This window comes from Candidatus Pantoea bituminis, from assembly GCF_018842675.1.
Lineage (GTDB): Bacteria > Pseudomonadota > Gammaproteobacteria > Enterobacterales > Enterobacteriaceae > Pantoea > Pantoea phytostimulans.
In genome coordinates, this window is record NZ_JAGTWO010000005.1 from 62,569 (window position 1) to 88,483 (window position 25,915).

The following is a 25,915-nucleotide window of genomic DNA, read 5'->3' on the forward strand; positions in this document are numbered from 1 at the left end:
TGTGACTAAATTGTCAACAGTTGCCAACGCTTTATTTGCAGAGAGAGATCTGGATCGCTTATTTGCACAACCTAAAATTAAAATGAGATTAATTCACTGTTTTATAAGTATAAATAATAAAACGTAGCCGCGATCACATTTCGTTATCCGCCTGAAAAGCGTGATCTTCCTCGCTAATTCAAATGAAATATATTGTCTGGTCAGCAAAATAATACAAATGAAGTGTTATCTCAGTGAGATGTGGTGTATGAATTTAATTAGCAAAAAAATCACATGCTGTTAACACCACTACAGAGTGTGTCAGCACCTTTAAAGCGGGATGGCAATGAACATCACTTCTCTTAACAGCGATCGACTGCGGCAAAGGCCTGGAGGCATGCATGGATAATCGCGACATTATTCTGGGTCTGGATTCGGGTACTTCCGTAGTAAAAGCGGTGGCGTTTGATCTTGAAGGTACACAACTCGCCTGCGCCTCAGTGCGCAACACCTATTACCGTGGTGAAGGCGGTGCGGCGCAGCAATCCATGACGCAAACCTGGCAAGACGCAGTGAATGCCATGCGCAAGCTGGGCGAACACGTAGAGAATCTGAATGCCCGCGTGGTGGCGATTGCGGTTACCGCTCAGGGGGATGGAAGCTGGTTGGTGGGTGCCGATAATCAACCCATTGGTGACGCCTGGATTTGGCTGGATGCGCGTGCGGCATCAACGGTTGAGCAGCTGAATCACTCGGCGCTTGCTGGCGCACGTTTTAACGCCACGGGAACCGGACTAAATACTTGTCAGCAGGGATCACAACTTGCGCATATGGATCGCCACTTTCCCGCGTTGCTTGAGCACTGCGAAGTGGCGCTGCACTGCAAAGACTGGCTTTATCTTAACCTCACGGGTGTGCGCGCCACCGATCCTTCTGAAGCCAGCTTTACGTTTGGTAATTTCCGTCATCAGCGCTATGACGACACGGTGATTGCCGCGCTGGGGCTGGAACATCGCCGAGATTTGTTGCCAGAAATTATTGATGGCACACAAATCACCCATCCGCTTACTCGGGAAGCCGCTGCATTGACTGGCTTAGCTGTCGGCATACCTGTTTGTTTGGGCTATGTCGATATGGCCATGACCGCGCTGGGTGCGGGCGTCCATACCGGCGAAGCCAATACCGCCTGTTCGATTGTGGGCTCCACCGGCGTTCATCTGCGTGCCGTCGCCATTGACGATGTTTGGCTCAACCCTGCGCAGACCGGTTATGTCATCCCTTTGCCATGGCCCGGTTATGTCACGCAGGTGCAAACCAATATGGCCTCAACGTTGAATCTCGATTGGTTGCTCAAAGTCGCCAGCGATTTACTTAACAGTTTTGGTTGCGAAGCCGATCATGCCCGTTTAGTGGCACACATTGATCGCTGGCTGAGCGAAGCCAAACCCGGCAGCTTGCTTTATCACCCGTATATCTCCATCGCAGGAGAACGCGGCCCATTTGTGAATTCTGAAGCACGCGCCAGTTTTATTGGGCTGAGCTACAACCACCAGTTTGGTGATTTGGTTCGTGCGGTTATTGAGGGTATCGGCATGGCCGCGCGTGATTGCTATCAGGCAATGGGCGGCGCACTGCCCGGCGAGTTGCGTTTGACCGGTGGCGCTATACGTTCTGCACACCTGCGCCAGATCCTTTCAGCCTGCATTGGTGTGCCGGTACGCAGCAGTCGTCGAGAGGAAGCTGGCGCGGCAGGCGCCGCGATGATGGCAGCGGTGGCAATCGGTGCTTATCCCACCATGCAGCGCTGCGTGGAAACCTGGGTTACGCCTCTGCTTGATCCTCCTGAAGCGCCACCCGCAGAGTTGGTCGCGCGCTATCAACACCTTTTCGCCAGCTATCAACAAATCCGCAGCGATCTGCCCTCGGTCTGGCATCAACTGAAACAGTAATCCGCGTGCTGAATGCGTTTGGCCAAGCCTGACGCCTTCATAAAGGAGTGAATCATGAGTGAAAATCTACTGGATTTATTTGTCATCGGCGGCGGTATCAATGGTGCAGGCATTGCCCGTGATGCGGCTGGGCGCGGATTGTCAGTGATGATGTGTGAAAAAGATGACCTGGCGCAAGGGACTTCTTCACGCTCCGGCAAACTGGTTCATGGTGGCCTGCGCTACCTCGAATATTACGAATTTCGTCTGGTGCGTGAAGCGTTGATTGAACGCGAAGTTTTGCTGAACTCTGCGCCCCATATTATCTGGCCGATGCGCTTTGTTTTGCCGCACAGTCCGAACGATCGCCCTGCCTGGCTGGTTCGTCTTGGTTTGTTTCTGTATGACCATCTTGGAGGACGCCAGAAGTTACCCGGCACGCGTTCGTTAAATCTGGCCCGCGATCCCGAAGGCGCACCGCTGCTCGATCAATATAAAAAAGGGTTTGAGTATTCAGATTGCTGGGTTGATGACGCGCGTCTGGTTACGCTAAATGCTTTAGACGCTGCCGAGCGCGGTGCCACCATTCTTCCGCGCACGCGCTGCCTTGCGGCAAAGCGGCTGGAAGGAAAATGGCAAATTACCTTACAGGATGAAGCCAGCGGCGCGCAGCGGACGGTTTTAGCCCGCGTGCTGGTCAATGCTGCCGGTCCTTGGGTGTTGGACATCGTGAATCAGGTCACGCAGACCCGCAGCAGCCGAAGCGTGCGGCTGGTCAAGGGTTCGCACATCATCGTGCCTAAATTCTGGGAAGGCCAGCAGGCGTACCTGGTACAAAACAGTGATAAACGCGTCATCTTTATCAATCCGTATGAAGGTGACAAAGCGCTGATCGGCACTACCGATATTCCGTGGCAAGGCAAAGCTGAAGCCGTCACGGCTGATGATACTGAACAGCAATATCTTATTGATGTCGTTAATCGCTATTTTAAAGTGAAGCTCACGCCCAGCGATATTATTACCCGTTTTTCTGGTGTGCGGCCGTTGTTTGATGATGGCAAAGGCAATCCATCTGCGGTCACGCGCGACTACGTTTTTGATCTGGACGATCAGCAAAATGCCCCGCTGCTGCACGTCTTTGGCGGCAAAATCACCACCTTCCGTAAACTTGCTGAACATGCGATGCAAAAACTGGCGCCTTTCTTCCCGACTATGGGACCAAACTGGACACGCGGCGCCACCTTGCCCGGCGGTGAAATCGCCAACGCGGACTTCGAGGGTTTTCTACAGCAGGTCAAAGCGCAATATCCGTGGCTGCCCCAAGCGTTACGCAAACACTATGCTCGCCTCTATGGTGCACGGTTATCTCAAGTTGTCGGTAATTCCATTCAGATAGCCGATCTTGGTCGCCATTTTGGCGGATTACTTTATGAAGCCGAAGTGCGCTATCTGGTTGAGAAAGAGTGGGCGCAGCAGGCTGAAGATGTGATGTGGCGCCGCACCAAACATAAATTGCATCTCAGCCCTGAGCAGCAGCAAGCCTTTACGCAATGGTTTGACGCCACTTTTGTGACAACGTCACCTGAACCGCTGCGTGTTAACGTAGGATAAGGAGCCGATCATGCCATTGACGCTTTCACTCAATACTAATCCACTGGTGAATCGCTTTGCCGATCCTGAAGATTTGATTCATACCGTCGCGCAGCAGATTCGCGTGCGGGATTTACAGCTTACGCATGAATTTATTAATCCCAGCTGGGAGGCGTCAACCATCATGCAGATGACGCGCCGCATGAAAAAGGCAATGAACGAAACGGGTGTTCGCATCACATCGGGTATGACCGGCCCTTACGGCAGGCTGAATCACTTTGGTCATCCCGATGCGGATGTTCGACGCTATTACGTTAACTGGTTTAAAACGTTCGCGGATATCACCGCTGAGCTTGGCGGTGACGCGGTGGGCTCGCAATTCGCCATTTTTACTTATAAAGATTTTAACGATATCGCCCGCCGCGAGCAGATGATCGATATTGCCATCGATTGCTGGGCAGAAGTGGCTGAACATGCGAAATCCGCCGGTTTATCTTATCTGTTCTGGGAGCCAATGAGCGTGGGCCGTGAGTTTGGCGAGACTCTGCCAGCCTGTATGGCTTTACAGCAACGATTGAGTGGGGAAAACCTGGCGATACCTTTGTGGATGATGGCAGATATCGATCACGGTGATGTTACCTCTGCCGATCCACGCGATTACGATCCCTATGCCTGGGCTGAAGCAGTGCCGCGTTATTCGCCGATTATCCATATAAAACAAAGTATGTTGGATAAAGGCGGGCACAGGCCGTTTACATTACAGTATAATACTGGCGGTCGAATCCAACCGGCTCCGCTGCTTGACGCGTTTGCTAAAGGCGGCGCGCAAGACAATGAAATTTGCCTGGAACTCAGCTTCAAAGAGCGCGAACCCACCGACAGTCAGGTGGTCGCGGATATCGCCGAGAGCGTTGCCTTCTGGGCCAACCATATTGATTCGGGGGTGCAGGATCTCAATCTGATCCGCTAACCCGTCATGTCACTTTTACTGGAGTAAGTCATGCAGCCGTTGAAAGTCGCCTTTATCAAAGCAAACTGGCACAGCGAAATCGTTTCTCAAGCCCTTGTTGGGTTTGAGCAAGAACTTGAAAGCCGCGGAACACCGTTCGAAATCAAAACCTGGGATGTGCCCGGCGCGTTTGAAATGCCGTTGCTGGCTCAACGTTTAGCGCAGACCGGCAAATTTGACGCGATTGTTTGTGCCGCACTGGTGGTAGACGGTGGCATTTATCGTCACGACTTTGTCGCCCAGGCGGTGGTCACAGGATTGATGCAGGCGCAGCTTGCTACCAATGTGCCTGTTTTTTCCGTTTCTCTGACACCGCATAACTTCCAGCCCGCTGATGAGTTTATCGATTTCTACACGGCGCATTTCGTGAAGAAAGGCAAAGAAGCCGCTAATGCGGTTAGCCAGATTCACGCGCTGGAAATCTGATTCATTTATGAAATCTGCGCCCACTTCACCTGACAACGATGAGTCGCTCGCGCTACGTGCCGCCTGGCTGCATTACGTCGGCGGCTATACGCAGGCTGAAGTGGCAAAACGTCTGGGTTTGCCTTCGGTTAAAACCCACCGTTTGATCGCCCGTGTGGTGGCAGAAGGCGCAGTAAAAGTCTCAATTGATGGCGATATCGTGGCTTGCGTTGAACTGGAAAATCAGTTGCGTGAGCGTCACGGGTTACGTCTTTGTCGCGTAGCGCCTGATTTGGGTGAAGAAGGTTTGCCGGTGCGCGCATTGGGCATGGCGGGCGCTGATTATCTGCGCAACTTGCTCTGCGCCACTCAACCCACAACGCTGGGTTTAGGACACGGGCGTACTCTCTCTGCTGCCATTCATCAATTACCTCGCCTTGATGCACACCATATCCGCTTTGTCTCCTTGTTGGGATGCCTGACGCGTCATTACGCGCTTAATCCCCATGATGTTATGCACCGCATTGCAGAAAAAACCGGCGCACAGGCCTACATGATGCCGGTGCCCTTTTTGCCAATACCGAAGAAGATCGTGATGTATTGCTGGCGCAACGTGGCGTAAGCGAAGTCTTTGCCATGGCCGCGCAAAGCGAAGTGAAATTAGTGGGAATCGGTACCGTGGAACCTGCCGCACAGTTAGTAGAAGCGGGAATGATCGAAGAAACAGAAATTCGTGATATTTCAGCTTCAGGTGGCATCGGCGAGCTGCTTGGTCATTTCTTTGATGCACGCGGTCAAATGATCCATAACACTCTCACCGCGCGCACGCTGGCTGTTTCGCTGGATATACGACGCCGCGATGAAATCGTTGCGTTAGCCGGTGGTGCATCCAAAATTGCGGCCATCCGCGCAGTGTTGGCAAGTGGTTTACTAACAGGATTGATTACCGATGAGCTGACGGCTAAAGCTTTGTTGGCAGACATCTGACGTTTCATCATGACTTTTTAGTGTATTCAGGAGATTTCATGAGCAACACGCGCCCACCTTTACCCCCTTTCACGCATGCCGACCAGGCTATTCAAAAAGTTCGTCTGGCTGAAGATGCGTGGAATAGCCGTGAACCCGAACGTGTTTCCTTAGCCTATTCCGAAGAGAGCCAGTGGCGTAATCGCGACCGGTTTATTAATGGACGCAGTGACATTGTCACCTTTCTGACTGAAAAATGGCAGCGCGAGCATGAATATCGTCTGATCAAAGAGTTATGGAGTTTTCACCTCAATCGCATTGCCGTTCGCTTTGCCTATGAATGGCATGACGAAGGCGATAACTGGTTCCGCTCGTACGGTAATGAGAACTGGGAGTTTGACGAAAACGGATTAATGACGCGCCGTTTTGCCAGCATTAATGATTTGGCTATAAGCGAAAGCCAGCGGCTATTTCACTGGCCGCAAGGCCGTCGCCCTGATGATCACCCTTCTCTCAGTGAGTTGGGTCTTTAGCGAACCGCCTGCTTTATGCTGCTTAGCTAAGTTCGCTTTCTTTAACATCGGCAAACGGTGCCAAAAGATCGCGATCAAATTTATCTATTGATTCGCCACGCTGCACACGTAGCGGCCAGTCTGGATTCGCCAACGCGCTTTTGCCAATAGCAATAAAGTCAGCGCCCAGGTTCATCACCCGGCTGGCTTTATCTGCATCATCTACTGCGCCGTTAGCAATCAACACTAAATCAGGCGCAGCTTTACGCGCCAGTTCAACCAACGATAATGTGCCGTTTTTGAATGCTGGCTGCCAGGCTTGGTGTTCGGTGATATGCACGTAATCCACGCCTGACGCTGCAAGCAGAGAAAACACCTGAGCTGCACCCGTCTCTCCTTCGGACCATTGATGCTCAAAGTCATTGACCTTTGCCTGCGAAATACGAATACCTACGACCACATCTGGCCCTACTTTCTGGCGTACAGCACGGATGACTTCCAGGCTCAGTGACAAACGTTTAGCAATGTCACCGCCCCAGCAATCGCGGCGTTGGTTGGTATAACTGGTGAAGAATTGATCAAGGAGATAGCCGTTGGCACCATGAATTTCGACACCATCAAATCCAGCTTCGTTAACCGCATGCGATGCGGTGTTGGCAAACGCGCTGATAATGCTTTGAATCTCATCCTCTTCCAGGGAATGCGGCAGCTTATACGGGCCTTTCCCATGATAAAACTCAAGCTGTTTTCCTTTGGGTTGAATTGCCGAAGGCGCGACTGTTTCTGTGCGGTAAATGTTGCCTTGTGATAAAGCGCCCGCATGCTGAATCTGTGCAATTACCTTGCTACCCGCAACATGAAGACTTTCTGTTATGGCTCGCCAACCTGCAATTTGCTCCGCATTAATCAAGCCAGATTGAAAGGCATAGGTTTGCGACCAGGCATCATCAATATAAATACCCTCAGTAATAATGGTGCCAAAGCCCCCGCGGGCGAAGCGTTGATAATATTTTTGCATCCGCTCTCCCGGCACACCGCATTCAGACGCTGAGATGCGTGTCATCGGTGCAACTAACAAGCGATTTTTTAGTTGCAGCTTATTGATCTGACCGGTTTGAAAAAGGGGTAAAGACGTCATTTCTATTATCCTGATAAGCGAGAAGTATTACTTATCATTATAATAAGAGCCTGTTCAGACAGTAAGAGACGTAAATGATACGTCTGCATAACGGAATTCGTTATAAATGAATCTCAAAGATGTGAATGTCTTCTTGATGGTGACGCAAACGCAAAGCCTTACGCAGGCAGCAAAACGACTCAATACCACGCCCATGACCGTGTCGCGCAGGCTGGCATTACTTGAAGATGAACTGGGTCAGCGTTTACTGCATCGCACAACGCGGGCGGTGGCATTAACCGCTGAAGGAGAAGAATTTCTGCCTTATGCACGCGCGATGTTGGAAGCCGAACGCGGCGCATTAAACTTGCTGTCGCCGCAGAAATCAGGCGCTGCCGGCAATTTACGTGTGACTGCGCCTTCCGGCTTTGCGCGTCGTACTATCATGCCGCTTCTTCCGGCGCTGCTGGCTAACAATCCTGAGCTCAACGTAGATCTTCAATTCAGCGACGACATTATCGATATTGTTGGACAGGGTTTTGATATCGCGATCCGCATCGCACCGCTTCGGGACTCTCGGCTCGTAGCGCGCAAGCTGGCGGATAATCCCCGCGTTTTGTGTGCTTCGCCTGATTATATTAAGCAGCATGGCAAACCCACGCAGCTAACGGCATTAAGCGAACACAACTGCCTGCGGCTAAGCAGCGTCTTACAGTGGACTTTTATTACTGATGGACAACCCACCAGCATCAGCGTAGAAGGCCGCTTTAGCAGCAGCAATGTTGAAGGCGTGCGTGCGCTTTGTATAGCCGGAATGGGATTAGCGCAGCTGACAGAATGGGACGTACGTGAGGAGTTAATTAACGGCGAACTTATCGCCATCTCGCTGGATGACGTGCAGGATCAAATGTTAGCGGTTTGGGCGCTGTTCCCTACTTCACGGCATTTGCCCGTGCGGGTTATCACCTTTCTGGACGTGCTCAAACAAGCAATGCAATCTATCAATATGTCCGGCGCGCCGTAACGCGCCGGGCGAAATCTCATTAACCTTGCGCGTCGTCGTGTTCAGCAAAAGAAGCCTGATTACGCGTGACGGAATAAGCCACTTTTTTTACATTCTCGGGCGACGTGGTGACTTCAACCGGTGCAATCGTTACGCGGCCTAAGCCAAACAGCGTCGGAACGTAGCCACCAATTTTGTGTTTGCCTGCAGGCACATGTATCAACATGCTGTCACCATTGAGTAATTCGCCAGCATCTTTGCCGTCTACTGTCAGGTACACATTTGAGCCATCATCCGCACGCGTCACAATGTGCGAAACATTGATTTGCGTTGGACCAGCAGCGAATTCATTCGGTGCATCTTTTGAGGAATGCTTAGCGCATCCCGCCAGCAACGTGGCGGCCGTTATAGCGGCGAGTGTAAAACGATAACGCATTATGGCGGTCTTTCTCCCAAACAAATGAACTGTCTATTTTAGCGATTCTGGCAAAGGATGAAAGCGCAGCCTCCCTCGGCATGCTCTTAAAAATGGGTTTTAACGTCAGGTTTCTGTAAAAGTCGCTCATGCCAGATGTCGTCGCTGACTTCTCAGCCTTATTGCGGTGAAATAATGCGCTAATGTTGTTTTGCACCAAAAGGTTATGACTAAAAATGCTGTGCTTATGCTTAACATTTATAGATAAATTCTGATGCTGCCGTTTGGGTTAATAATCGCTTAAAATCATGACGTAGAAGTGAACATGTATTATTCAGCAATGAGTTTGTTCGCTTTTGAGGCAGTGGAAACCTATCTATTTATTTTTATGAGGTTCATAGTGACCTCTCATCCTCGGTTAACCCGGCGGCCATTCCCTCATCTGAGGGCATCTTATGCAATTCCATACGACTGATACTATTTGTGCACTGACTGGCACGCACCCGGCAAATTTAAAGCGCTGGATGCATCAGGGCCTGCTTGCGTACACATTACAAAACGAGGGCTGGAGTGACGATCAGCTAAACGAAATTTACGACCTTGTTGCCTTAACAGCGACAGGTGCGACGCTAAAAGAAATCAAACGTGGTAAAGCGTTACATCGTCCAGTTTCGACTTCCGGCTGGCATGCGCGTAAAGGCGACATGTTATGGGAACTTGAATACGGCACACCGCTTTCGCTTTCGCGCAAAATGCGCGATATGTCGAATGACTACAGTGGCGATGACTTGGTTTTTAAGCTGCTTTGTCCCCTAAACCAGTGGCTACATGCCGATCATCGCCAGGGTTCATCACGGCGGTTGGCGCGTTTCGAACAGAGCGTTCGACAGCAAGCGGGGATTGTCATGCGCGCTTCTTCTCGACGTGGGGAAACTGTTCCGCTGTTTCTCGAAGCGGTCAGTGTACAGAACGTTAGCGAAATCTGGCTGGAAGCGATTCGTTTAACCGCAATGGGTTTTCACGTTGAAGTCTCGACATTAATGTCTGGACAGCCCGCAGCGAAACCGGCTCAGTATCAACATCATGTTATGTGGTGTGGCGCGGGCATCAGTAAATCGATGAATCACTATTTTGATAGTGAACGTGCAGCGGGAAAAGCGGTCATGCTGAGCGGGCCTGATAAAAATTTGCGCTACTCATTTAATTCCCTTCCTGCTAACACCTGGCAATCAGGCGCAGCTTAAGGCCGGTTAATTCCGGCTCTTTTCTCTGTCCTTCAGATATTTTTTTGGGTAAGATTCTCTTAAGGTTCCTGAATATAATAGGCATCATCTTATTTAAGCCTAACGAGAACCTCTATGAAAACCACCTTGCTCGCTCTTTCACTCTTATTATCGTTGACTGCTTCATCTGCACAAGCGGCCAGTGACCTGACCGGATGCGCTGCGAAAAAAGCGGATATTGAGCAACAACTGAAATATGCAAAACAGCATAACAATATGTCCCGCGTTGCCGGACTGGAAAAAGCGTTACGCGAAGTTGAATCTCACTGTAACGACAGTTCACTGTTAAAACAGCGCCAGGCAAAAGTAGCGGCTAAAAAAGAGGATGTTCAAAAACGCGAGCAAGAATTGGCGCAAGCACAGGCCGAAGGCCGCGCCAGCAAAATTGAAAAGCGTCAACAAAAGCTAGCGGAAGCGCAGGAAGAATTACAAGAAGCAGAACACGCACTCGTGCAATAACGTGTTTATGCCAGCGTCGATGTTCACTTCAGCAACGCTGGCTTTCTTTGGTCTTTCATGTCATTTCCTTGTGATGCTGAACATTGGCTATAACCGGTTTCGCCAGCCGTTATACGCTAATCTGTTGATCACCAAGCTTAATCCCTGCCTCACTCATTACTTTATCTCACCCTCTGATTACTTTCTCTCATGCACCTTGATGGTGCAACAAAGTCAATACGTCCTATAAACAATAAGTTCACTTTATGAAGCCCTTCAAAGATCTACAAACTCATTAAAAATTGTTTTATATGCACAGCTTACGCCACATTTACGCATTTTTATGCAGCTATAACGCAGCCATATTTTGGATAATTATTCACTTAATTTCCGCTTTAAAGAGCATGTTGGCGCTGGGTTAGCCTTAGCAACGACATCATATTTTTTCCAGCAGTGATAAATTATGTCTGCGCGGTTAAATGCGCTCCACATCCACGGCCCTACACAATAAATAACTTCATTAAGAAAGGTTTTTATATGGTTAAGTTATCTTACGCGTCAGAAACTAGCACATCTGCCTGGTCAACCTATTTACAGCAAATTGACCGCGTAGCGCCTTACCTCGGCGACCTTTCACGCTGGATAGATACGCTGCGTCATCCTAAACGTGCTTTGATCGTTGATATCCCCCTGCAAATGGATGACGGCACCATTCGTCATTTCGAAGGTTATCGCGTTCAGCACAACCTCTCACGCGGGCCAGGAAAAGGCGGCATTCGTTACCATCCAGACGTTGATCTTAATGAAGTGATGGCGCTTTCTGCCTGGATGACCATCAAGTGTGCGGCAGTTAACTTACCGTACGGCGGCGCAAAAGGTGGCATTCGTGTTGATCCCTTTAAGCTTTCAGAAGGTGAACTGGAGCGTCTGACGCGCCGTTACACCAGCGAAATCGGCATCATTATTGGGCCACAAAAAGATATTCCTGCGCCGGACGTGGGAACCAACAGCAAAGTAATGGCATGGATGATGGACACTTACTCCATGAATCATGGCACCACCATTACCGGCGTGGTCACCGGCAAACCCATTCACCTTGGTGGATCGCTGGGACGTGAAAAAGCCACTGGGCGCGGTGTATTTATCACCGGCCGCGAAGTTGCTCACCGTGCTGGCATCGAAATAGAAGGTGCGCGCGTAGCGGTGCAAGGTTTCGGTAACGTCGGCAGCGAAGCAGCACGACTGTTCGATCAAGCAGGTGCGCGCGTGGTGGTGATTCAGGATCACACGGCAACGCTGTTCAACGCAGACGGCATCGACATGGCCGCCCTGACACAATGGCAGATTGAGCACAAGCAAATTGCCGGTTTCAGCGGTGCGCAACATATTGATAAAGAGGCTTTCTGGAGTACGGAGATGGATATCCTGATCCCTGCCGCGCTTGAAGGTCAAATTACTCGTCAACGCGCTGAAACGCTGAGCTGCAAACTGGTGCTGGAAGGCGCAAACGGTCCAACCTATCCTGACGCGGACGACATGCTGGCAACGCGTGGCATCATCGTGGTCCCCGATGTGGTCTGCAACGCAGGCGGCGTCACCGTGAGTTATTTTGAATGGGTGCAGGACATGGCCAGCTTCTTCTGGAGCGAGGACGAGATCAACCAGCGCTCAGATAAAATCATGACTGAAGCGATGGTCCACGTGTGGGAAAAAGCCAAAGAGAAGGATTGTTCATTGCGCACCGCAGCCTACATTGTGGCGTGTGAACGTATCCTGATGGCACGTAAAGATCGTGGTATCTATCCAGGCTAATAAACCAGGCGCTGCTGATTATCTGCAGCGCCTCGCTATTTCATCAAGACCTGAAACTGCGGATTAAATTCGTCAAATATGGGTAAGGCGGCGGCACCCAGCGCAGCGGTATCACTGCCGCTCATGCCGGTTTTCAGCCGCATGCCATCAAGATAACGCCCACGTACAGATTGATACAATGGCGGCAAGCGCTTGACGATTCTTTCAAGTAATTCCGCTGGCATCATGCCGCCAATAATCACGGCTTCCGCATCAAAAACCGATTCGAGAATGTTGATCGCCTGACGCAGCGGCGTGAGTGCCGTCTCAATCCACGCATCAAATTGCGCGTGTTCAATATTTAATAAATCTTCCGGTAGCGCGCTCATGGGATCCAGCCCACAAAATTCATACGCTGCCTGCAACGAGACATAACGTTCCAGACATCCCTGATTGCCGCAATAGCAAGCCCGCCCGCCCGGCTCCACGACGATGTGCCCTATTTCACCAGCGTTGTGCGCATGGCCGGTATAAATATGCCCATCCGTAAAGATGCCGGCGCCCAAACCGGTGCCGATATAGAGATAGATAAACGAGTTAAGCTGACGCGCAATTCCGTGGAATCGTTCACCAATAGCAGCGACGGTAGCATCATTTTCCAGCGTAACGGGCAGATTGCTTAATGCAGCAAGCTCCGCTTCAATATCGATATTTTCCCAGCCGTTGAGTGTGGTTGGCCCAACAGATGAGATTCCCTCTACGCCAAACGGGCCTGGCATGACGACGCCAATACCCAACACTTTTTGCCACTGCGCCCCGAGAAAGGCGCGCATCTCATCAAGCAGTGCCGCGATGCGCGCTAACGTAGCAGCGGGTTGCGGCTTCTGCACCATAACAAGGCGACGAAAGTGAATTTCACCGCTCAGATCCACCAGCACCAGCAACAATGTTTGATGATCAAGATGAATGCCGATCGACCACGCGCTGGCGGGATTAATCGCGACTGGAATGGAGGGTTGTCCACGTCCGCTCCGTCGCGGCTGGCGGCTGGTGAGCAGCTCGGCCTGCTCCAGTTCCGCGACAATATTAGAGACAGTTTGCGGCGTTAGCGCAGTTAACCGCGCCAGTTCAGCCCGCGTAAGTTCACCGTTTAGGCGAATCGCTTCAATGATGACGCGGCGATTGTGCGCACGTGCATGTTCTAAATTAGTGCCCGAGGTTTTCATGATGATGTCCATAACAGCAAGTGGCTCAGTATCGGCTGCGAAAAAGGGCTGATCAAATAATATCTTTGATCCTGCACACAATTTCAGCGCGTGATGATAGGCAGATTGGCCTCAAAAGCGCAGTCTTTCCTAAGCGTTGTTGCGCCTTGATCCTGTTATGGCATGGCGTTTGCTTAGTGTTATCAGGTTAGCGGTTTCAAGCTGGCCTAAGTTACGCCTCTGATTAAATCAATCAAATTGATTTAATTAATCCCGCTCTGTTTCTGCTGTGTGGAGATCATCATGACCCAACGTTTCACTCCGAAACTCAAAGGCGGCCTCGCCGCGTTACTGATGTTGAGTGCTGGTAGCGCATCCGCGGCCAGCCAAATCAACGCCCTGTTCATGACGCAAGCGGCTTACAGCGAAAATGACATTCGCGCCATGACGCAAGATTTTGAGAAACAACACCCTGATGTAAAAGTGAACCTTGAGTTTGTGCCTTACGAAGCGCTGCATGACAAAATCGTGGCGGCAAAAGGCGCAGGTGGTAACGGCTACGATGTGGTGCTGTTTGATGCGATTTGGCCTGCCGAATTCACCCGTTTTGATTTGCTGCAGGATGTGAGTTCACGTATTACGCCAGAAGAGAAAGAAAAGGTGTTCCCCGGCGCGTTGAGCACCGTGGTTTATAAGGGCAAAACCCTTGGCATGCCGTGGATTCTGGATACCAAATATCTTTATTACAACAAGGCGATGTTGGCAAAAGCAGGCATTACCGACGTGCCGCAAACCTGGCAACAGGTGATGGACGACGCCAAAATTATCAAGCAGAAAAATATCGTTAAATATCCGTTGGTCTGGAGCTGGTCGCAGGCTGAAGCGCTGGTGTGCGATTACACCACGCTGGTTTCTGGTTTTGGTGGTGAATTTTATCAAAACGGTAAGCTGAACTTTACGAGTCCCGCCTCGTTGAAAGCGCTAAATCTTATGAAAAGTTCACTGGATGAAGGTCTGAGTAATCCCGCATCGCGTGAATATCTTGAAGAGGATGTTCGCAAATCTTTCTCTAATGGTGATGCCGCTTTCGCGCTTAACTGGACTTACATGTACAACATGGCCAACGATCCCAAACAGAGCAAGGTCGCAGGTGATGTCGGTATCCTGCCCGCGCCTGGAGACGCACCGGGCAAAGTGGGCGCGGTTAACGGCTCGATGGGATTGGGCATTGCGAAAGGCAGCGAACATCCTGAGCAAGCGTGGCAGTTCATTACCTATATGACCTCTCAGCCGGTACAAAACCAATACGCCAAACTTAGTCTGCCGATTTGGAAATCCTCTTATCAGGATGAGGCGGTTAAAAAAGATCAGGAGAGTTTGATTGCCGCAGCGGACAAGTCACTAAACGTGATGTTGTCACGTCCTGAAACTGCGGATTATTCGCGCCTCTCCAATACGCTGCAGCAAGAACTTCAGCAAGTGTTGTTAGGTAAAACGCCAGCGCAAGATGCCATGGCAACCGTCGATAAAAGCGCTGCGCGCTTGCGTTAAGGAGCAACGATGCTGAGTTTGCGTCAACGCGAACAGCGTCAGGCATGGGTGCTGCTTGCACCCATGATCATTGTGATGCTGCTGCTTACTGCCTGGCCGCTGCTGCGCACCATTTGGTTAAGTTTTACCGATGCGGCGCTGATTGGCAGCGGCGAAACGCCCGGTTGGATCGGTCTTGAGAACTATGTTTATGCGCTGACCGATCCCGATTTTCAAACCTCAATCCTGCGTACGCTCTATTTCACTGTGGTATCGGTGGCTTTTGAAGGCGTTATCGGCGTGCTGGTGGCGCTGCTGCTAAATCAGAAATTCACGGGTCGCAATGTATTGCGGGTATTGGTGATTCTGCCGTGGGCGCTGCCGACCATCGTTAATGCCATGATGTGGCGGCTTAACTTCAATCCTGATTACGGCAGCATTAATGCGCTGCTGACGCAACTCGGGATCATCGACAGTTATCGCAGTTGGCTGGGATCGCCTGATTCCGCGCTGAACGCGGTGATGTTCGCTGACATCTGGAAAAACTATCCGTTGGTCACGCTGTTAGTGTTGGCGGCGCTGCAATCCATTCCCGACGATCTTTTTGAAGCGGCTCGCTTAGACGGTGCTTCTGCCTGGCGTCGTTTTCGCGCCATCACCTTTCCGGCCATTGTTGCACCGCTCGGCGTGGCATTGGTGTTACGCACCATTGATGCCTTTAAAATCTTCGACATCATCTATGTGATGACACGCGGGGGTCCCGTCGACAGCACTAAAACGCTGAGCTTTTTTGTTTACCAAGAGTCGTTCAGCTATTTGCGCGCGGGCAGCGGTGCCGCCTATGCCATGTTGATGACGTTGATGTGCGCCCTGCTGATCACGATCTATTTGCTGATGTTATGGCGTCAGCGTCGCCGGAGTTCCGCTTATGAAAACTAACCTGCGCATTCTGCTGCGCTACGGTGCGGCTTTACTGGTGGCACTCTCTATTTTGGCGCCGATGGGCTGGCTGTTCCTGATGAGCGTGAGTTCTACCGGCGATCTGTCACGCGTGCCGCTGGAGTGGCTGCCGCGTGAATGGGATTTCAGCCGCTACACGCGACTAGTGTCGTTGGCCCCCAATCAACCCGGCAATCTGTTCCTGCATGCGTTGGGCAATAGTTTATTAGTCGCCAGTATCGCCACCCTGATTTCGCTGTTTCTGGCGATACCGGCAGCATTCAGCTTTTCGCGCTACCCAGGCCGTGATGGTTGGCTTTTCGGTGCGCTGGCCATCTACATGGTGCCGCCTGTGGCCTTCGTGTTGCCGCTCTACTTTTTGCTGCAACAGCTGGATCTGCTTAATACCCGCCCCGGCCTGGTCATCGTCTATTGCTCATTGATTTTGCCGTTCCTGACCTGGATGTTGAAAAATCAGTTCGACTCACTGCCGCGTGATATTGAGCAAGCCGCGCGTTTGGATGGATTACGCTTCTGGCAAGTTTTGCTGCGTATTACTTTGCCGCTGGCAAAACCGGTCTTGGGTGCAGCGGCGCTGTTTGGTTGGCTGCTCGCCTGGGATGAATTTTTCTATGCGCTGCTGTTTACCAGCAATATCTCGGCGCAAACCTTGCCGGTTGCGATTGCCGGGTTCACCGCTGGCCGCGCTACCGATGATGGTCTGATAGCAGCCATCGGGATTTTGGCGTCGGTTCCACCGCTGTTTATTGCTATCTGGCTTCAGAAAACGCTGGTAAGCGGCCTGGCCAGTGGCGGGAGTAAAGGATGAATACTTTATATGTGGTGGGCAACATCAACGTTGATCTCATCATGAGTACACTTAACGACTGGCCTCAGCGCGGTACAGAAGTGATGTTGCAGCACAGTGAATTGCGTCCCGGCGGTTCGGCGGGTAACTGCGCGCTGGCGCTGGAAGCGATGCAGGTTCCCCATCGCGCCATCGCGAATCAGGGCAATGATGGCTTTAGCGCCTGGTTGGCAAGCCACTTTCCACACAGTGCAGCACATTGGCCGCTTTCCTCATGCGAAACCTCGCTGACGGTGGGCTTAACGCACCCGGATAATGAACGTTCTTTTATCAGTAATCGCGGTCACATCACCGAACTCACCGCGGAAGATGTTCTGGCGCAACTGCCCGCGCAAGCCACAGCGGGTGACATCGTACTGCTGTGCGGCACCTTCCTTTGCCTCAAACTTTATGCGGCTTATCCCGCCTTATTGGCAGAGATTAAACAGCGCGGTTTTATCGTGGCGGTCGATACCGGCTGGCCGCCTGAAGGCTGGTCGACTGCGCTGCGTCAGCAGATTGACGTCTGGCTGAAGCATTGCGACTGGCTACTGCTGAATGAAGTCGAAACCTTGGGTTTGGCAGATTTGCCTTCTCTGCAATCCTGCGCGCAACAACTGGCCACCAAGCTCAGTGGCATAGGTGGCTGCGTAGTGAAATGCGGCGCTGACGGCGCACGCCTCTGGCATTCCTTGCAGGAAATGCATGTCGCGTCTCAGCCGGTGAAAGTGGTCGATACCATTGGTGCCGGTGACAGCTTTAACGCCGGCTTTCTGACGGCATTGCTCTATCAAGAATCTGCGCACACCGCGTTGCAATGGGGCATTGATGTTGCTTCGTTGGCGATCAGCAGTTCTCCGCGCCGTTATCCCGACTGGCAACAACTTCAACAACACAAAGAGGTGCGCTAATTATGGCCAGTGTTGAACTCGTAAAAGTGGCTAAGCGCTACGGCAAACAGAGCGTGTTACATCCGCTGGATTTAACCATTCCCGATGGCAGCTTCACCGTGTTAGTTGGCCCTTCCGGCTGCGGAAAATCAACCTTGCTGCGCCTGTTAGCGGGACTTGAAACCCTGTCTGATGGCGCGATTTTGATGGATAAAAAGCAGATCAACGATCTCGACCCGGCAGATCGTGATATCGCGATGGTATTTCAAAGTTATGCGCTCTATCCGCATCTTACCGTTGCGGAAAATCTTGCCTTCCATATGCAGGTGAAGAAGGTCAAGCGTGACGAGCAAAAGAGTAAAATCGCTCGCATTGCCGCTATCTTAGGCATTGATCAGCTGCTGCAACGCTATCCCCGTGCGCTTTCTGGTGGTCAACGTCAGCGTGTCGCAATGGGACGCGCCATGGTGCGAAATCCGCAGGTTTTCTTGTTTGATGAGCCGCTCTCCAACCTTGACGCTCAGTTGCGAATGGAACTTCGCGCCGAAATCAAATCATTGCATCAGCGCTTTAAAACCACCATGGTTTATGTGACCCACGATCAGGTTGAAGCGATGACGCTAGCCGATCAGATTGTGGTGATGAAGGATGGTGTGATTGTGCAACAAGGCGCGCCGCTGGCTATTTATGATCGTCCGGTAAATACATTTGTGGCGCGATTTATTGGCTCGCCTCCCATGAATCTTCTCAATGCCGTTTTTCAGCAGCAAAATGGCCTTCCCGGCTTGCTGTGCGGTGCCCAATGGTTTGCACTGCCGCCACGCTGGCATACGGCCGCACAACAACGCGAAGGGCAAGCAGTAACCTTGGGTGTACGCCCTCATGATTTGATCTGCGACGCATCGGGCCAGCCAGCCTTGGTAAAAATTGTCGAAATTACCGGTGAATCCACGTTATTACATCTGGAATGGCAAGGTTCGCCACTGCACATGCAGTTAGCAGGCCGCAGCGAAGCAACGCCGGGCGGATCGCTGGCAATCGGTATTAATACGCAGAAAATACATCTGTTTGATGCAGAAAAGGGTGAACGGCTCACTGAAGTTTTTGAGCATTAATAAAAAACCCGCCAAATGGCGGGTTTCGTTTATTCATCAAACAACAGCGACAGTCAGTGATTATGCACTCTGCTGTAGATGGAATTGCTCAACTGTTTGTGCCAGCTGCTGCGCTTGATCTTCCAGAGAACTGGCTGCCGCAGACATTTCCTGCACCAGTGCGGCGTTCTGTTGGGTGGTGCCATCCATCTCATTAACCGCAATCGTAACCTGACTGATCCCCGCGCCTGCTCATCAGAAGCTGATACAATCTCAGCAATGATGCCTTGAACCGAAGTTACCGCCTGCGTCATCTCCTGCATGGTTTTTCCCGCGTCATTCACCAGCCTCACACCACTTTCAACCCGCACGCTCGACTCCTCAATCAATGCGGCAATCTCTTTCACCGCATTTGCGCTACGCTGAGCAAGATTACGCACTTCTGACGCTACCACGGCAAATCCACGCCCCTGTTCGCCTGCACGCGCGGCCTCAACGGCGGCATTCAGTGCAAGGATGTTTGTTTGAAAAGCAATGCTGTTGATCATGGTGGTGATGTCGCCGATCTTCTTCGAGCTGTCATCAATCTGCGCCATGGTTTGAACCACTTGCCCGACCAGAGTTTCACCGCGACTCGCAATAAGCGTGGCATTTTCTGTCAGGCTGGTTGCCTGCTGTGCGTTATCCGCATTTAAGCGAACGGTGGCGCTGATCTGTTCCATGCTGGCAGCCGTTTGCTCCAGCGCCGCGGCTTGTTGTTCAGTACGCGAAGCCAGGTTGAGATTGCCGCTGGCAATTTCACCTGCACCCTGGCGTACTGATTCGCTGGCATCTTTGATCTGCCCAACAATGGCTCGCAGTTGGCTTTGCATGGTATGCAGCGCAAAAACAGGCTGCTGCGATCGTTAGCCTGAACGGTGATGACATTATCCAAATGACCATCCGCCACCGCTAATGCAATTTTTGCGGCTTCCAGCGGCTCGCCACCAATCGGTCGCAGGACTTTACGGTTGAACAGCACGCCAAGCAGCGTACCCACCAGCAAAATGCTCACAATCATCAAGACAATGGCATAGATTAATTGACGGTTTGCCGCCGCCATCACCTGACTCACCGGCGCGACCACACCAATATACCAAGGCTTATCGCTGTTCCCGATAATCACCGGTTGCCAGGTGATCAATGCCTCTTCACCGAGCACTGCATCAAAATGCTGAACCACCGCCGAGGTAAACCCATCGTTTTGACCTTTCCACGCTTTTCCTGCTTCATCTTTATTCGGGGACGAAATCACTTTGCCGCCATTGGAGAGCAGCAGCGCATAACCGGTGCCTTCCCAAGGTTTAATTTGATTCACTTTCTGCTGAAGAGAGGCTAACGAAATATCAGAGGTGACGACGGCGCGAAGTTTCGCATTTTCAAAAACAGTCGCAGCCACGGAGGTTAATAAGGTAGGTACACCGTTATAAGCATAGCTATAAGGTTCTGTCAGGGTGTCTTTCTGGGTTTTTTGTGGCACAAGATAATAATCACCTTGTCCTGGTGTGAGATAAGAGGTTAACGGGTGCATGGAGTAATTGCCGGATTGATCGCGATCGACAAACCAGGCATAACGCCCTTTTGGTGCCTGATTAGGTTGCGTTGCGAATTCCGCATCACGTCCGTCAAAGGCGTTTTCTTCGAAAATCACTGACATCGATAAATAGTCGGGATTCGCGCGCAGCGAATATTCCATTATTTTGTCAACGACTTTGCGGTCGGTGATATTCGCAGCAGGCAACGCAATCAGACTTTGGCCAAGGTTATGCGCCACATCACGCGCATAGCTTAATTCCTGTTGAATCTGCAAACCTTTGCTTTGCGCAATTTGCTGCAAATAGTTTTCAGCCAGCGTCTTCTGTTCTTTACTCGATTGCCAACTCAGCACGCCAATGGTAACGGCGAAACCCAGCATGATAGTCAAGCCTCCCGTCCACAGCATCTGTGTGCGGGTGCTCATTCTTTTCTTCTCTTTGGTTTGATTGGCCATTGCGGCTCCCCTGAAATAAACCTTCTCATGACCTCCCTGTAAATTTCATCCGTTACAGGATCCTCTATCGGCGCTTTTTTTGAACTTTAATCACTGCCGAGGACGCTTTTTTAGAAGAGATCGCAGTGGCGTGGGGAGTCGCCACTGTAAAAGTGAGATTATTCAGCCGCGTCGGTAATCGATGCTTCGCAGAGCACCGGAAAATTAAGCGAATTGGCGATAAAGCACATCTCATGCGCGTTGTGATGTAACGCCAACGCCAACGCTTTATCGCTGCCCTGCCGCACCGTGACCTGCGGTTTTAGGTTAATTTGAGTAAAGTGCCCTTTTTCACCTTCTGTCATCGTGCCTTCTGCATTATCACGGTATGCAGTTACCACGATTCCGGCTTCCGCACACAGATGCAGATACCACAACTTGTGACAGGCGGACGTAGAGGCCAGCAACATATCTTCTGGATTCCAGCGGGTCGCATCGCCCAGAAAGGCCGGATCGGATGAGCCTTGAATTGCAGGTTTGTTCGCTGTCGTCACCACAAAATCACGTTGATAGGAACGATAAGATTCGGTGCCTTTGCCGCTGTTGCCGGTCCATTCGACGCTAAGCTGATAATGATGTTCACGTGCTGCCATTTGTCATCCTTATGGGTTATTTGCCACTGATATTAAAAGGATCGCTTGAATGCAGTGAAGTTTACATGGCGAAAAACTTAAATTTTGCGCATTCAGGATAAATGGATGCGGTAATTTTATTTTGTTGGTATGTTTAATGGAATATTAATTCCATTAAACCAGAGTGATAACCATGTCATCGACCCTTACTTCACACACTATCCTGCAACAAGAAGCTGAAAGTCGTTTATCTACGTTTGATTTCCAACTGGCCTGGCTTTTAGGCCAAAGCCTGCAACAGCGTGCCAGTGAGCAAAAATTACCGGTCGCTATTGAAGTTTATGCCTTTGGTCAGCCTCTTTTCTTCGCCGCGCTGCCCGGTTCAAGCCCAGACAATCTGGAATGGATGAAGCGTAAACGCAATTCAGTACTGCGCTTCGGACATGCCTCAATGTACCTCGGCCTTAACAATGAGCAGAGCGGCAAACGCATGGAAGAGATGAACTGGATTGCACAAGATGAATTTACCGATCACGGTGGCTCATTCCCGCTGTTGAACGAGGCGGGCGTGGTGTTTGGTGCGGTGAGCGTCAGTGGCTTACCGTCTGAAGAAGATCATACGTTGGCGTTATGGGGCATTCAACAAATTCAACATACTCTGAACACGTAAACCAAAAGCGCGAAGAGGCACAAGACCCCGATAACGGCGGTCAGCGAAGACTTAAACGCGCCTGATAGCCAATTTATCAACGCATAAAGCCGCTTCGTGCGGCCTGATTTTGATGCTGCCTGTTCAGCTCTGTAAAGAGATGGAGAAATTTTTCCAGCCAGTAACTGAATTAGGGTTAACTTGACCACAAACCGGAAAACTTAAATCCGCCGACAACGCTTTTTTGATCTACAACAACAAACGTTATCCGCACTACTGTCAGTTTATGTAAACGGTTTTTAAACCACGAAACGACAGCAGGAGAAGATAATGATGACGGGCAAAGTCGGGTTAGCAGGCGCGCTGGTGGTATGGTTGGTTTATGTGATCTGGATGGTTCAGTTCTACTCGAGCACCTTCACGCAATTCACACATTAATCTCAAAACAGGGCCTTCGCGTCCTGTTTCTCTTTCCTCTTTGAATTTTTCTCGCTCGCACATGAGACAATAAGCCCCTATAATCGACTCATATTTTGAGCCGAATGACCCTCTCTATTCGGCTCATACCGATAAGATGAGCCGTTTGATGACAACGTTATGGATTTGGCAACACCCCGATTGGCCACAGTTTACCTGGCAAGATGCACAACTCCTGCCGCGGCTTCGCCATGCTCAGCAACTGCGTGGCACGTTATTGGGCCGCGCAAGCCTGCAATCGGACGATGAATCGCAAACGCTCGATACCTTGCTGGCTAATATTCTCTCCTCTTCTGCCATCGAAGAAGAACGCGTTAACGCGCAATCGGTGCGTTCATCGCTGGCGCGGCGTTTAGGTGTTTCCGAAGAACAACCTTATCCCATATCCGATCGGTCTGAGGGATTGGCGGCGATGATGCTTGATGCCATCAATAATCGCGATCGACCTTTAACACTCAAGCGCTTGTACCAATGGCACCATTGGCTCTTTCCACAGGATGAATGGTCAATCCATTCGCTAAGCGTCGGTGCGCTTCGCGGCAGCGAGCCAATGCAAGTGGTGTCGGGACGCCTTGACCGACCAACGGTTCACTTTGAAGCGCCGCCGCGTGCGGGACTGGAACATCAGCTCGACGCGTTTATGACATGGTTTAACCAAAGCCGGGAAAATGTATTACTCGACCCGTTGTTACGCGCTGCCATTTGCCATCTATGGTTTGTTACGCTTCATCCGTTCGATGATGGTAATGGGCGCATTACACGTGCATTAACAGATTTGGCGCTAGCGCAAGCGGATAGCCAAAGCATTCGGCTTTATGCCATGTCTTCAGCCATATTGGCAAAACGCGCCGACTATTATCGGGTGCTGGAAAAAACGCAGAAAGGCGATCTGGACATCACCGGCTGGCTGGTGTGGTTTTTGGATATTCTGGAAGAAAGCCTGAATCAGGCGATGCTCAGCGTTGAGCGTACACAACTAAAAGCCCGATTCTGGCTGCGCCATCAAGGGTTGGGTTTGAGTAAAGAACAGGTGAAAGTGCTCAATCGATTACTGGACGGCGGCGAACAGGGTTTTGAGCTAGGCATTAGCGCCAGTCAGTATCAAAAAGTCGCCAAAGTGAGTAAGTCGACGGCAACACGCCATTTAGCCGATCTGCTGGAAAAAGAGTGTCTTTACAAGCTGGAAGGCGGAGGTAGAAGTACGCGTTATCAGGTTCGCCGGGTTTAGAAAGGCAGAAACAAAAACGCCGTCAGCTTATTACTCACGGCGTTTCGGTCATCAAGCCGCTTTAACTGCGCGAACTTTTTGGTGCTGGTTGCTTCTTCAGCAACCTCTTCATGATCATCTTTCTCTGCGACAGTAATGTCTGCAGAAGGCGCCGCTTCAGGCAGTTTGCTGGTACGGAGGATATGCTGCACCGCATCTTTTTGCTCAGCAATCAGCAGGCCCAGCGTTTCAGCCTGGGTTTCATCCAGTCCAGGTTGATGCTGCAACAGCCAGTCAGTGAAGGCTTCGGCCATATCGAGCATTTTGTCGTAGGCATCGGCCTCTTTCTTGTTGGCAAACGTCATCTTCTCTTCACCCTTTCTGACGACTACAAATTTTGTTTCGACAGCCATTTTCTTGCCTCTCTGATACTGTGAATATATACAGTATAACACGCCGTTTTTTGTTTTCCACTAGAGAATAACATCTTAAAACGGCACACCCATGCGTCTTCTAAAACCCAGAGTGCTCCCCGATTGCGCAATGATGATCAGACGCAGGGTTTATACGATAAAACGCCCTGCATATCTTTATAATGGCTGCGCTAATGGAATTTTTAGGCCAATAACGCTTCAAGAAAATCCGCCAACGCTTTGCGCGGATCATCCTCTTCCGACACGATCATCTCAATGCCCCATTGTCCCAACACCTCTTTTGCTACCGGATTGTTGCGATTGGTGAACAGGTAGGATTTAGGCCGCGCGGTCGCCAGGCCGGTGCGGCCCCACATTTTGGTCAGACGATAAAACAGCAGACGAATGTTAAAGTCGCTGATGCTATAGCCAACGAACAATACCGAGTTGCCCATCACGTCGTGCGTCAATTTGATATCCAGCGGGGAATCAAAATAGAGCCGTTCAAAGTAGCTGCTTTCGTCCAGCACAATCGACGTATCATCGTCGAAATCACCATGCAGCTTAATGATGTGGCGCTTATCTTCCGTCAATGAGACTAAATCAGCTGCATTCGCGACCTTAAAATAAGGGACGCCGTGCGCTTCGTGTGCCGCTTCGAGCCAGCGATCGTAATTAGTGGTATAGATACGAGAGAAATTGCCTTGCGTGATCATGGTATGAATTTCGGAAGAACGAACATCAATATCAGGCCGATGCCATTCACGATCCATCCAACTGCGTAACGGGCCCAGCGAGCCTTTTTTCTGCTTGTAATATTCCGCCAGGGAAAGGTGCGTGCCGTAGGTGTTGAATATTTTAGGATCGTAGCCCAACTCGTTGGCGAGATGGGAAATTAACTCATGCCATTCCGGCAAGCCAAGGTTACGTGAGATACCGGCACCAGCAAAAAGAATCAGTTTTCCAGAATCGTAGGCGCGTTTTAATTCAGGTTTCATGCGACTCCCCGCGCAGTTTTTAAAAAGTTAGCAAAGCGATCCAGTGCGATGCGGCGCATGGAAATCTCATTTTTCTTGTCACCCATCTCGGCAAAGGTCTGATCATGGCCCTCGGGAATAAAGACACAATCCCACTGAAAGCCGCGCGTACCCGCAGGTTTGGCCGCGATGGTGCCGCGCAGTTCGCCGGAAAATTGATACATTTTTCGACCATCACAATAGCCCAGCACGGTTTTCGCCGTGACGCACTGACTATCCAGCCCCTGAACCAGCGCAGTGAAGCGTTCAGCGTCTAAGCGGTTCCAGAAAATGCGTGTCAGACCGGCAGGCAAGCCATTCAGGCCATCAAGATAGAGACCGGTATGCTCCACAAACAGCGGACGCCCAATCAAGGAAAAAGCTTTGGTGAGTTTGTCGCGGATGAGTTCTAACTCATTTTCAGTTTGAATTTCTTCGATGCGGCGGGCAATAGGCAAAACTTCAACACCGACAGGCTCAAGAATTTTGCGTACTTCCGCCAGCTTTTGCTCATTGGCAGAAAGGAATCTGATTTTCATGCTACGTCCAGGTTAAGGTCCTGATGACATTTT

22 protein-coding genes and 3 pseudogenes are annotated in these 25,915 nt (G+C 50.9%); 17 read left to right on the forward strand and 8 right to left on the reverse strand.

What is annotated here, in order from left to right:
- The first annotated feature begins 380 nt into the window (after positions 1 to 380).
- The 6 genes and pseudogenes from KQP84_RS22795 (at position 381) to KQP84_RS22820 (ending at position 6,410) form a co-directional block, all read left to right on the forward strand.
- Positions 381 to 1,928 (forward strand): FGGY-family carbohydrate kinase, encoded by a 1,548-nt coding sequence (locus KQP84_RS22795; RefSeq protein WP_215848410.1) that lies wholly within the window; start codon positions 381 to 383, stop codon positions 1,926 to 1,928.
- 54 nt (positions 1,929 to 1,982) lie between these two features.
- The gene (locus KQP84_RS22800) at positions 1,983 to 3,518 is read left to right on the forward strand and encodes a glycerol-3-phosphate dehydrogenase (protein ID WP_215848411.1); all 1,536 of its coding nucleotides are present in this window, start codon (positions 1,983 to 1,985) and stop codon (positions 3,516 to 3,518) included.
- Between the two features lie 10 nt (positions 3,519 to 3,528).
- Positions 3,529 to 4,467 (forward strand): sugar phosphate isomerase/epimerase family protein, encoded by a 939-nt coding sequence (locus tag KQP84_RS22805; RefSeq protein WP_215848412.1) that lies wholly within the window; start codon positions 3,529 to 3,531, stop codon positions 4,465 to 4,467.
- 30 nt (positions 4,468 to 4,497) lie between these two features.
- On the forward strand, positions 4,498 to 4,932 hold the full coding sequence (locus KQP84_RS22810) for a 6,7-dimethyl-8-ribityllumazine synthase (protein ID WP_215848413.1): 435 nt from the start codon (positions 4,498 to 4,500) through the stop codon (positions 4,930 to 4,932).
- Between the two features lie 7 nt (positions 4,933 to 4,939).
- A pseudogene (locus KQP84_RS22815) lies at positions 4,940 to 5,898 on the forward strand (sugar-binding transcriptional regulator).
- Between the two features lie 38 nt (positions 5,899 to 5,936).
- Positions 5,937 to 6,410, forward strand: a complete 474-nt coding sequence (locus KQP84_RS22820; protein WP_215848414.1) for a nuclear transport factor 2 family protein — start codon at positions 5,937 to 5,939, stop codon at positions 6,408 to 6,410.
- Positions 6,411 to 6,432: 22 nt separating this feature from the next.
- Here KQP84_RS22820 and KQP84_RS22825 read toward each other — a convergent pair whose 3' ends face one another.
- On the reverse strand, positions 6,433 to 7,527 hold the full coding sequence (locus KQP84_RS22825; protein WP_215848415.1) for an oxidoreductase: 1,095 nt from the start codon (positions 7,525 to 7,527) through the stop codon (positions 6,433 to 6,435).
- A 106-nt stretch (positions 7,528 to 7,633) separates the two neighbouring features.
- Here KQP84_RS22825 and KQP84_RS22830 point away from each other — a divergent pair, with 106 nt between their 5' ends.
- Positions 7,634 to 8,530 carry a LysR family transcriptional regulator gene (locus KQP84_RS22830; protein WP_215848416.1) on the forward strand — a complete coding sequence of 299 codons (897 nt, stop codon included), beginning with the start codon at positions 7,634 to 7,636 and terminating at the stop codon, positions 8,528 to 8,530.
- Positions 8,531 to 8,549: 19 nt separating this feature from the next.
- Here KQP84_RS22830 and KQP84_RS22835 read toward each other — a convergent pair whose 3' ends face one another.
- A complete protein-coding gene (locus tag KQP84_RS22835; RefSeq protein WP_215848417.1) occupies positions 8,550 to 8,945 on the reverse strand; it encodes a hypothetical protein in 396 nt (131 codons plus the stop codon).
- A 434-nt stretch (positions 8,946 to 9,379) separates the two neighbouring features.
- On the opposite strand from KQP84_RS22835, the gene KQP84_RS22840 reads away from it, so the two are divergent.
- From KQP84_RS22840 to KQP84_RS22850, 3 genes are all read left to right on the forward strand, one after another.
- On the forward strand, positions 9,380 to 10,168 hold the full coding sequence (locus KQP84_RS22840; protein WP_215848418.1) for a transcriptional regulator: 789 nt from the start codon (positions 9,380 to 9,382) through the stop codon (positions 10,166 to 10,168).
- A gap of 114 nt (positions 10,169 to 10,282) precedes the next feature.
- On the forward strand, positions 10,283 to 10,666 hold the full coding sequence (locus KQP84_RS22845; RefSeq protein ID WP_215848419.1) for a DUF1090 domain-containing protein: 384 nt from the start codon (positions 10,283 to 10,285) through the stop codon (positions 10,664 to 10,666).
- A gap of 516 nt (positions 10,667 to 11,182) precedes the next feature.
- On the forward strand, positions 11,183 to 12,457 hold the full coding sequence (locus tag KQP84_RS22850) for a Glu/Leu/Phe/Val family dehydrogenase (RefSeq protein ID WP_215848420.1): 1,275 nt from the start codon (positions 11,183 to 11,185) through the stop codon (positions 12,455 to 12,457).
- A gap of 35 nt (positions 12,458 to 12,492) precedes the next feature.
- Here the strand turns inward: KQP84_RS22850 and KQP84_RS22855 are convergent, their stop codons facing one another.
- Entirely contained in the window at positions 12,493 to 13,662 is a 1,170-nt protein-coding gene (locus KQP84_RS22855) for an ROK family transcriptional regulator (RefSeq protein WP_215848421.1), read from the reverse strand.
- 282 nt (positions 13,663 to 13,944) lie between these two features.
- Between KQP84_RS22855 and KQP84_RS22860 the strand changes: the two genes are divergently transcribed.
- From KQP84_RS22860 to KQP84_RS22880, 5 genes are read left to right on the forward strand one after another with little or no spacing between them, the layout of a single operon-like run.
- Positions 13,945 to 15,192, forward strand: coding sequence for an extracellular solute-binding protein (locus KQP84_RS22860; RefSeq protein WP_215848422.1), 1,248 nt, complete (start codon positions 13,945 to 13,947; stop codon positions 15,190 to 15,192).
- A gap of 9 nt (positions 15,193 to 15,201) precedes the next feature.
- Positions 15,202 to 16,110, forward strand: a complete 909-nt coding sequence (locus KQP84_RS22865) for a carbohydrate ABC transporter permease (protein WP_215848423.1) — start codon at positions 15,202 to 15,204, stop codon at positions 16,108 to 16,110.
- Positions 16,100 to 16,939: a carbohydrate ABC transporter permease gene (locus tag KQP84_RS22870; RefSeq protein WP_215848424.1), complete on the forward strand. Its 840-nt coding sequence runs from the start codon at positions 16,100 to 16,102 to the stop codon at positions 16,937 to 16,939. Before KQP84_RS22865 ends, KQP84_RS22870 begins: the two co-directional genes overlap by 11 nt.
- Positions 16,936 to 17,868 carry a carbohydrate kinase family protein gene (locus tag KQP84_RS22875; protein ID WP_215848425.1) on the forward strand — a complete coding sequence of 311 codons (933 nt, stop codon included), beginning with the start codon at positions 16,936 to 16,938 and terminating at the stop codon, positions 17,866 to 17,868. Before KQP84_RS22870 ends, KQP84_RS22875 begins: the two co-directional genes overlap by 4 nt.
- Positions 17,869 to 17,870: 2 nt before the next feature.
- Positions 17,871 to 18,962: an ABC transporter ATP-binding protein gene (locus KQP84_RS22880; RefSeq protein ID WP_215848426.1), complete on the forward strand. Its 1,092-nt coding sequence runs from the start codon at positions 17,871 to 17,873 to the stop codon at positions 18,960 to 18,962.
- Between the two features lie 60 nt (positions 18,963 to 19,022).
- On the opposite strand, the pseudogene KQP84_RS22885 reads toward KQP84_RS22880, so the two are convergent.
- Positions 19,023 to 20,970: pseudogene (locus KQP84_RS22885) on the reverse strand (methyl-accepting chemotaxis protein).
- Positions 20,971 to 21,128: 158 nt separating this feature from the next.
- Positions 21,129 to 21,602, reverse strand: coding sequence for an OsmC family protein (locus KQP84_RS22890; RefSeq protein ID WP_215848427.1), 474 nt, complete (start codon positions 21,600 to 21,602; stop codon positions 21,129 to 21,131).
- A gap of 172 nt (positions 21,603 to 21,774) precedes the next feature.
- Between KQP84_RS22890 and KQP84_RS22895 the strand changes: the two genes are divergently transcribed.
- Positions 21,775 to 22,251, forward strand: coding sequence for a heme-degrading domain-containing protein (locus tag KQP84_RS22895; RefSeq protein ID WP_215848428.1), 477 nt, complete (start codon positions 21,775 to 21,777; stop codon positions 22,249 to 22,251).
- A 565-nt stretch (positions 22,252 to 22,816) separates the two neighbouring features.
- Positions 22,817 to 23,935: a Fic family protein gene (locus tag KQP84_RS22900; protein WP_215848429.1), complete on the forward strand. Its 1,119-nt coding sequence runs from the start codon at positions 22,817 to 22,819 to the stop codon at positions 23,933 to 23,935.
- A gap of 51 nt (positions 23,936 to 23,986) precedes the next feature.
- Here the strand turns inward: KQP84_RS22900 and KQP84_RS22905 are convergent.
- From KQP84_RS22905 to KQP84_RS22915, 3 genes and pseudogenes are all read right to left on the reverse strand, one after another.
- Positions 23,987 to 24,327, reverse strand: a pseudogene (locus KQP84_RS22905) (YebG family protein).
- A gap of 203 nt (positions 24,328 to 24,530) precedes the next feature.
- The gene (locus KQP84_RS22910; RefSeq protein WP_215848430.1) at positions 24,531 to 25,325 is read right to left on the reverse strand and encodes an SIR2 family protein; all 795 of its coding nucleotides are present in this window, start codon (positions 25,323 to 25,325) and stop codon (positions 24,531 to 24,533) included.
- Positions 25,322 to 25,882 (reverse strand): non-canonical purine NTP pyrophosphatase, encoded by a 561-nt coding sequence (locus tag KQP84_RS22915; RefSeq protein WP_215848431.1) that lies wholly within the window; start codon positions 25,880 to 25,882, stop codon positions 25,322 to 25,324. Before KQP84_RS22915 ends, KQP84_RS22910 begins: the two co-directional genes overlap by 4 nt.
- Between the last annotated feature and the right edge of the window lie 33 nt (positions 25,883 to 25,915).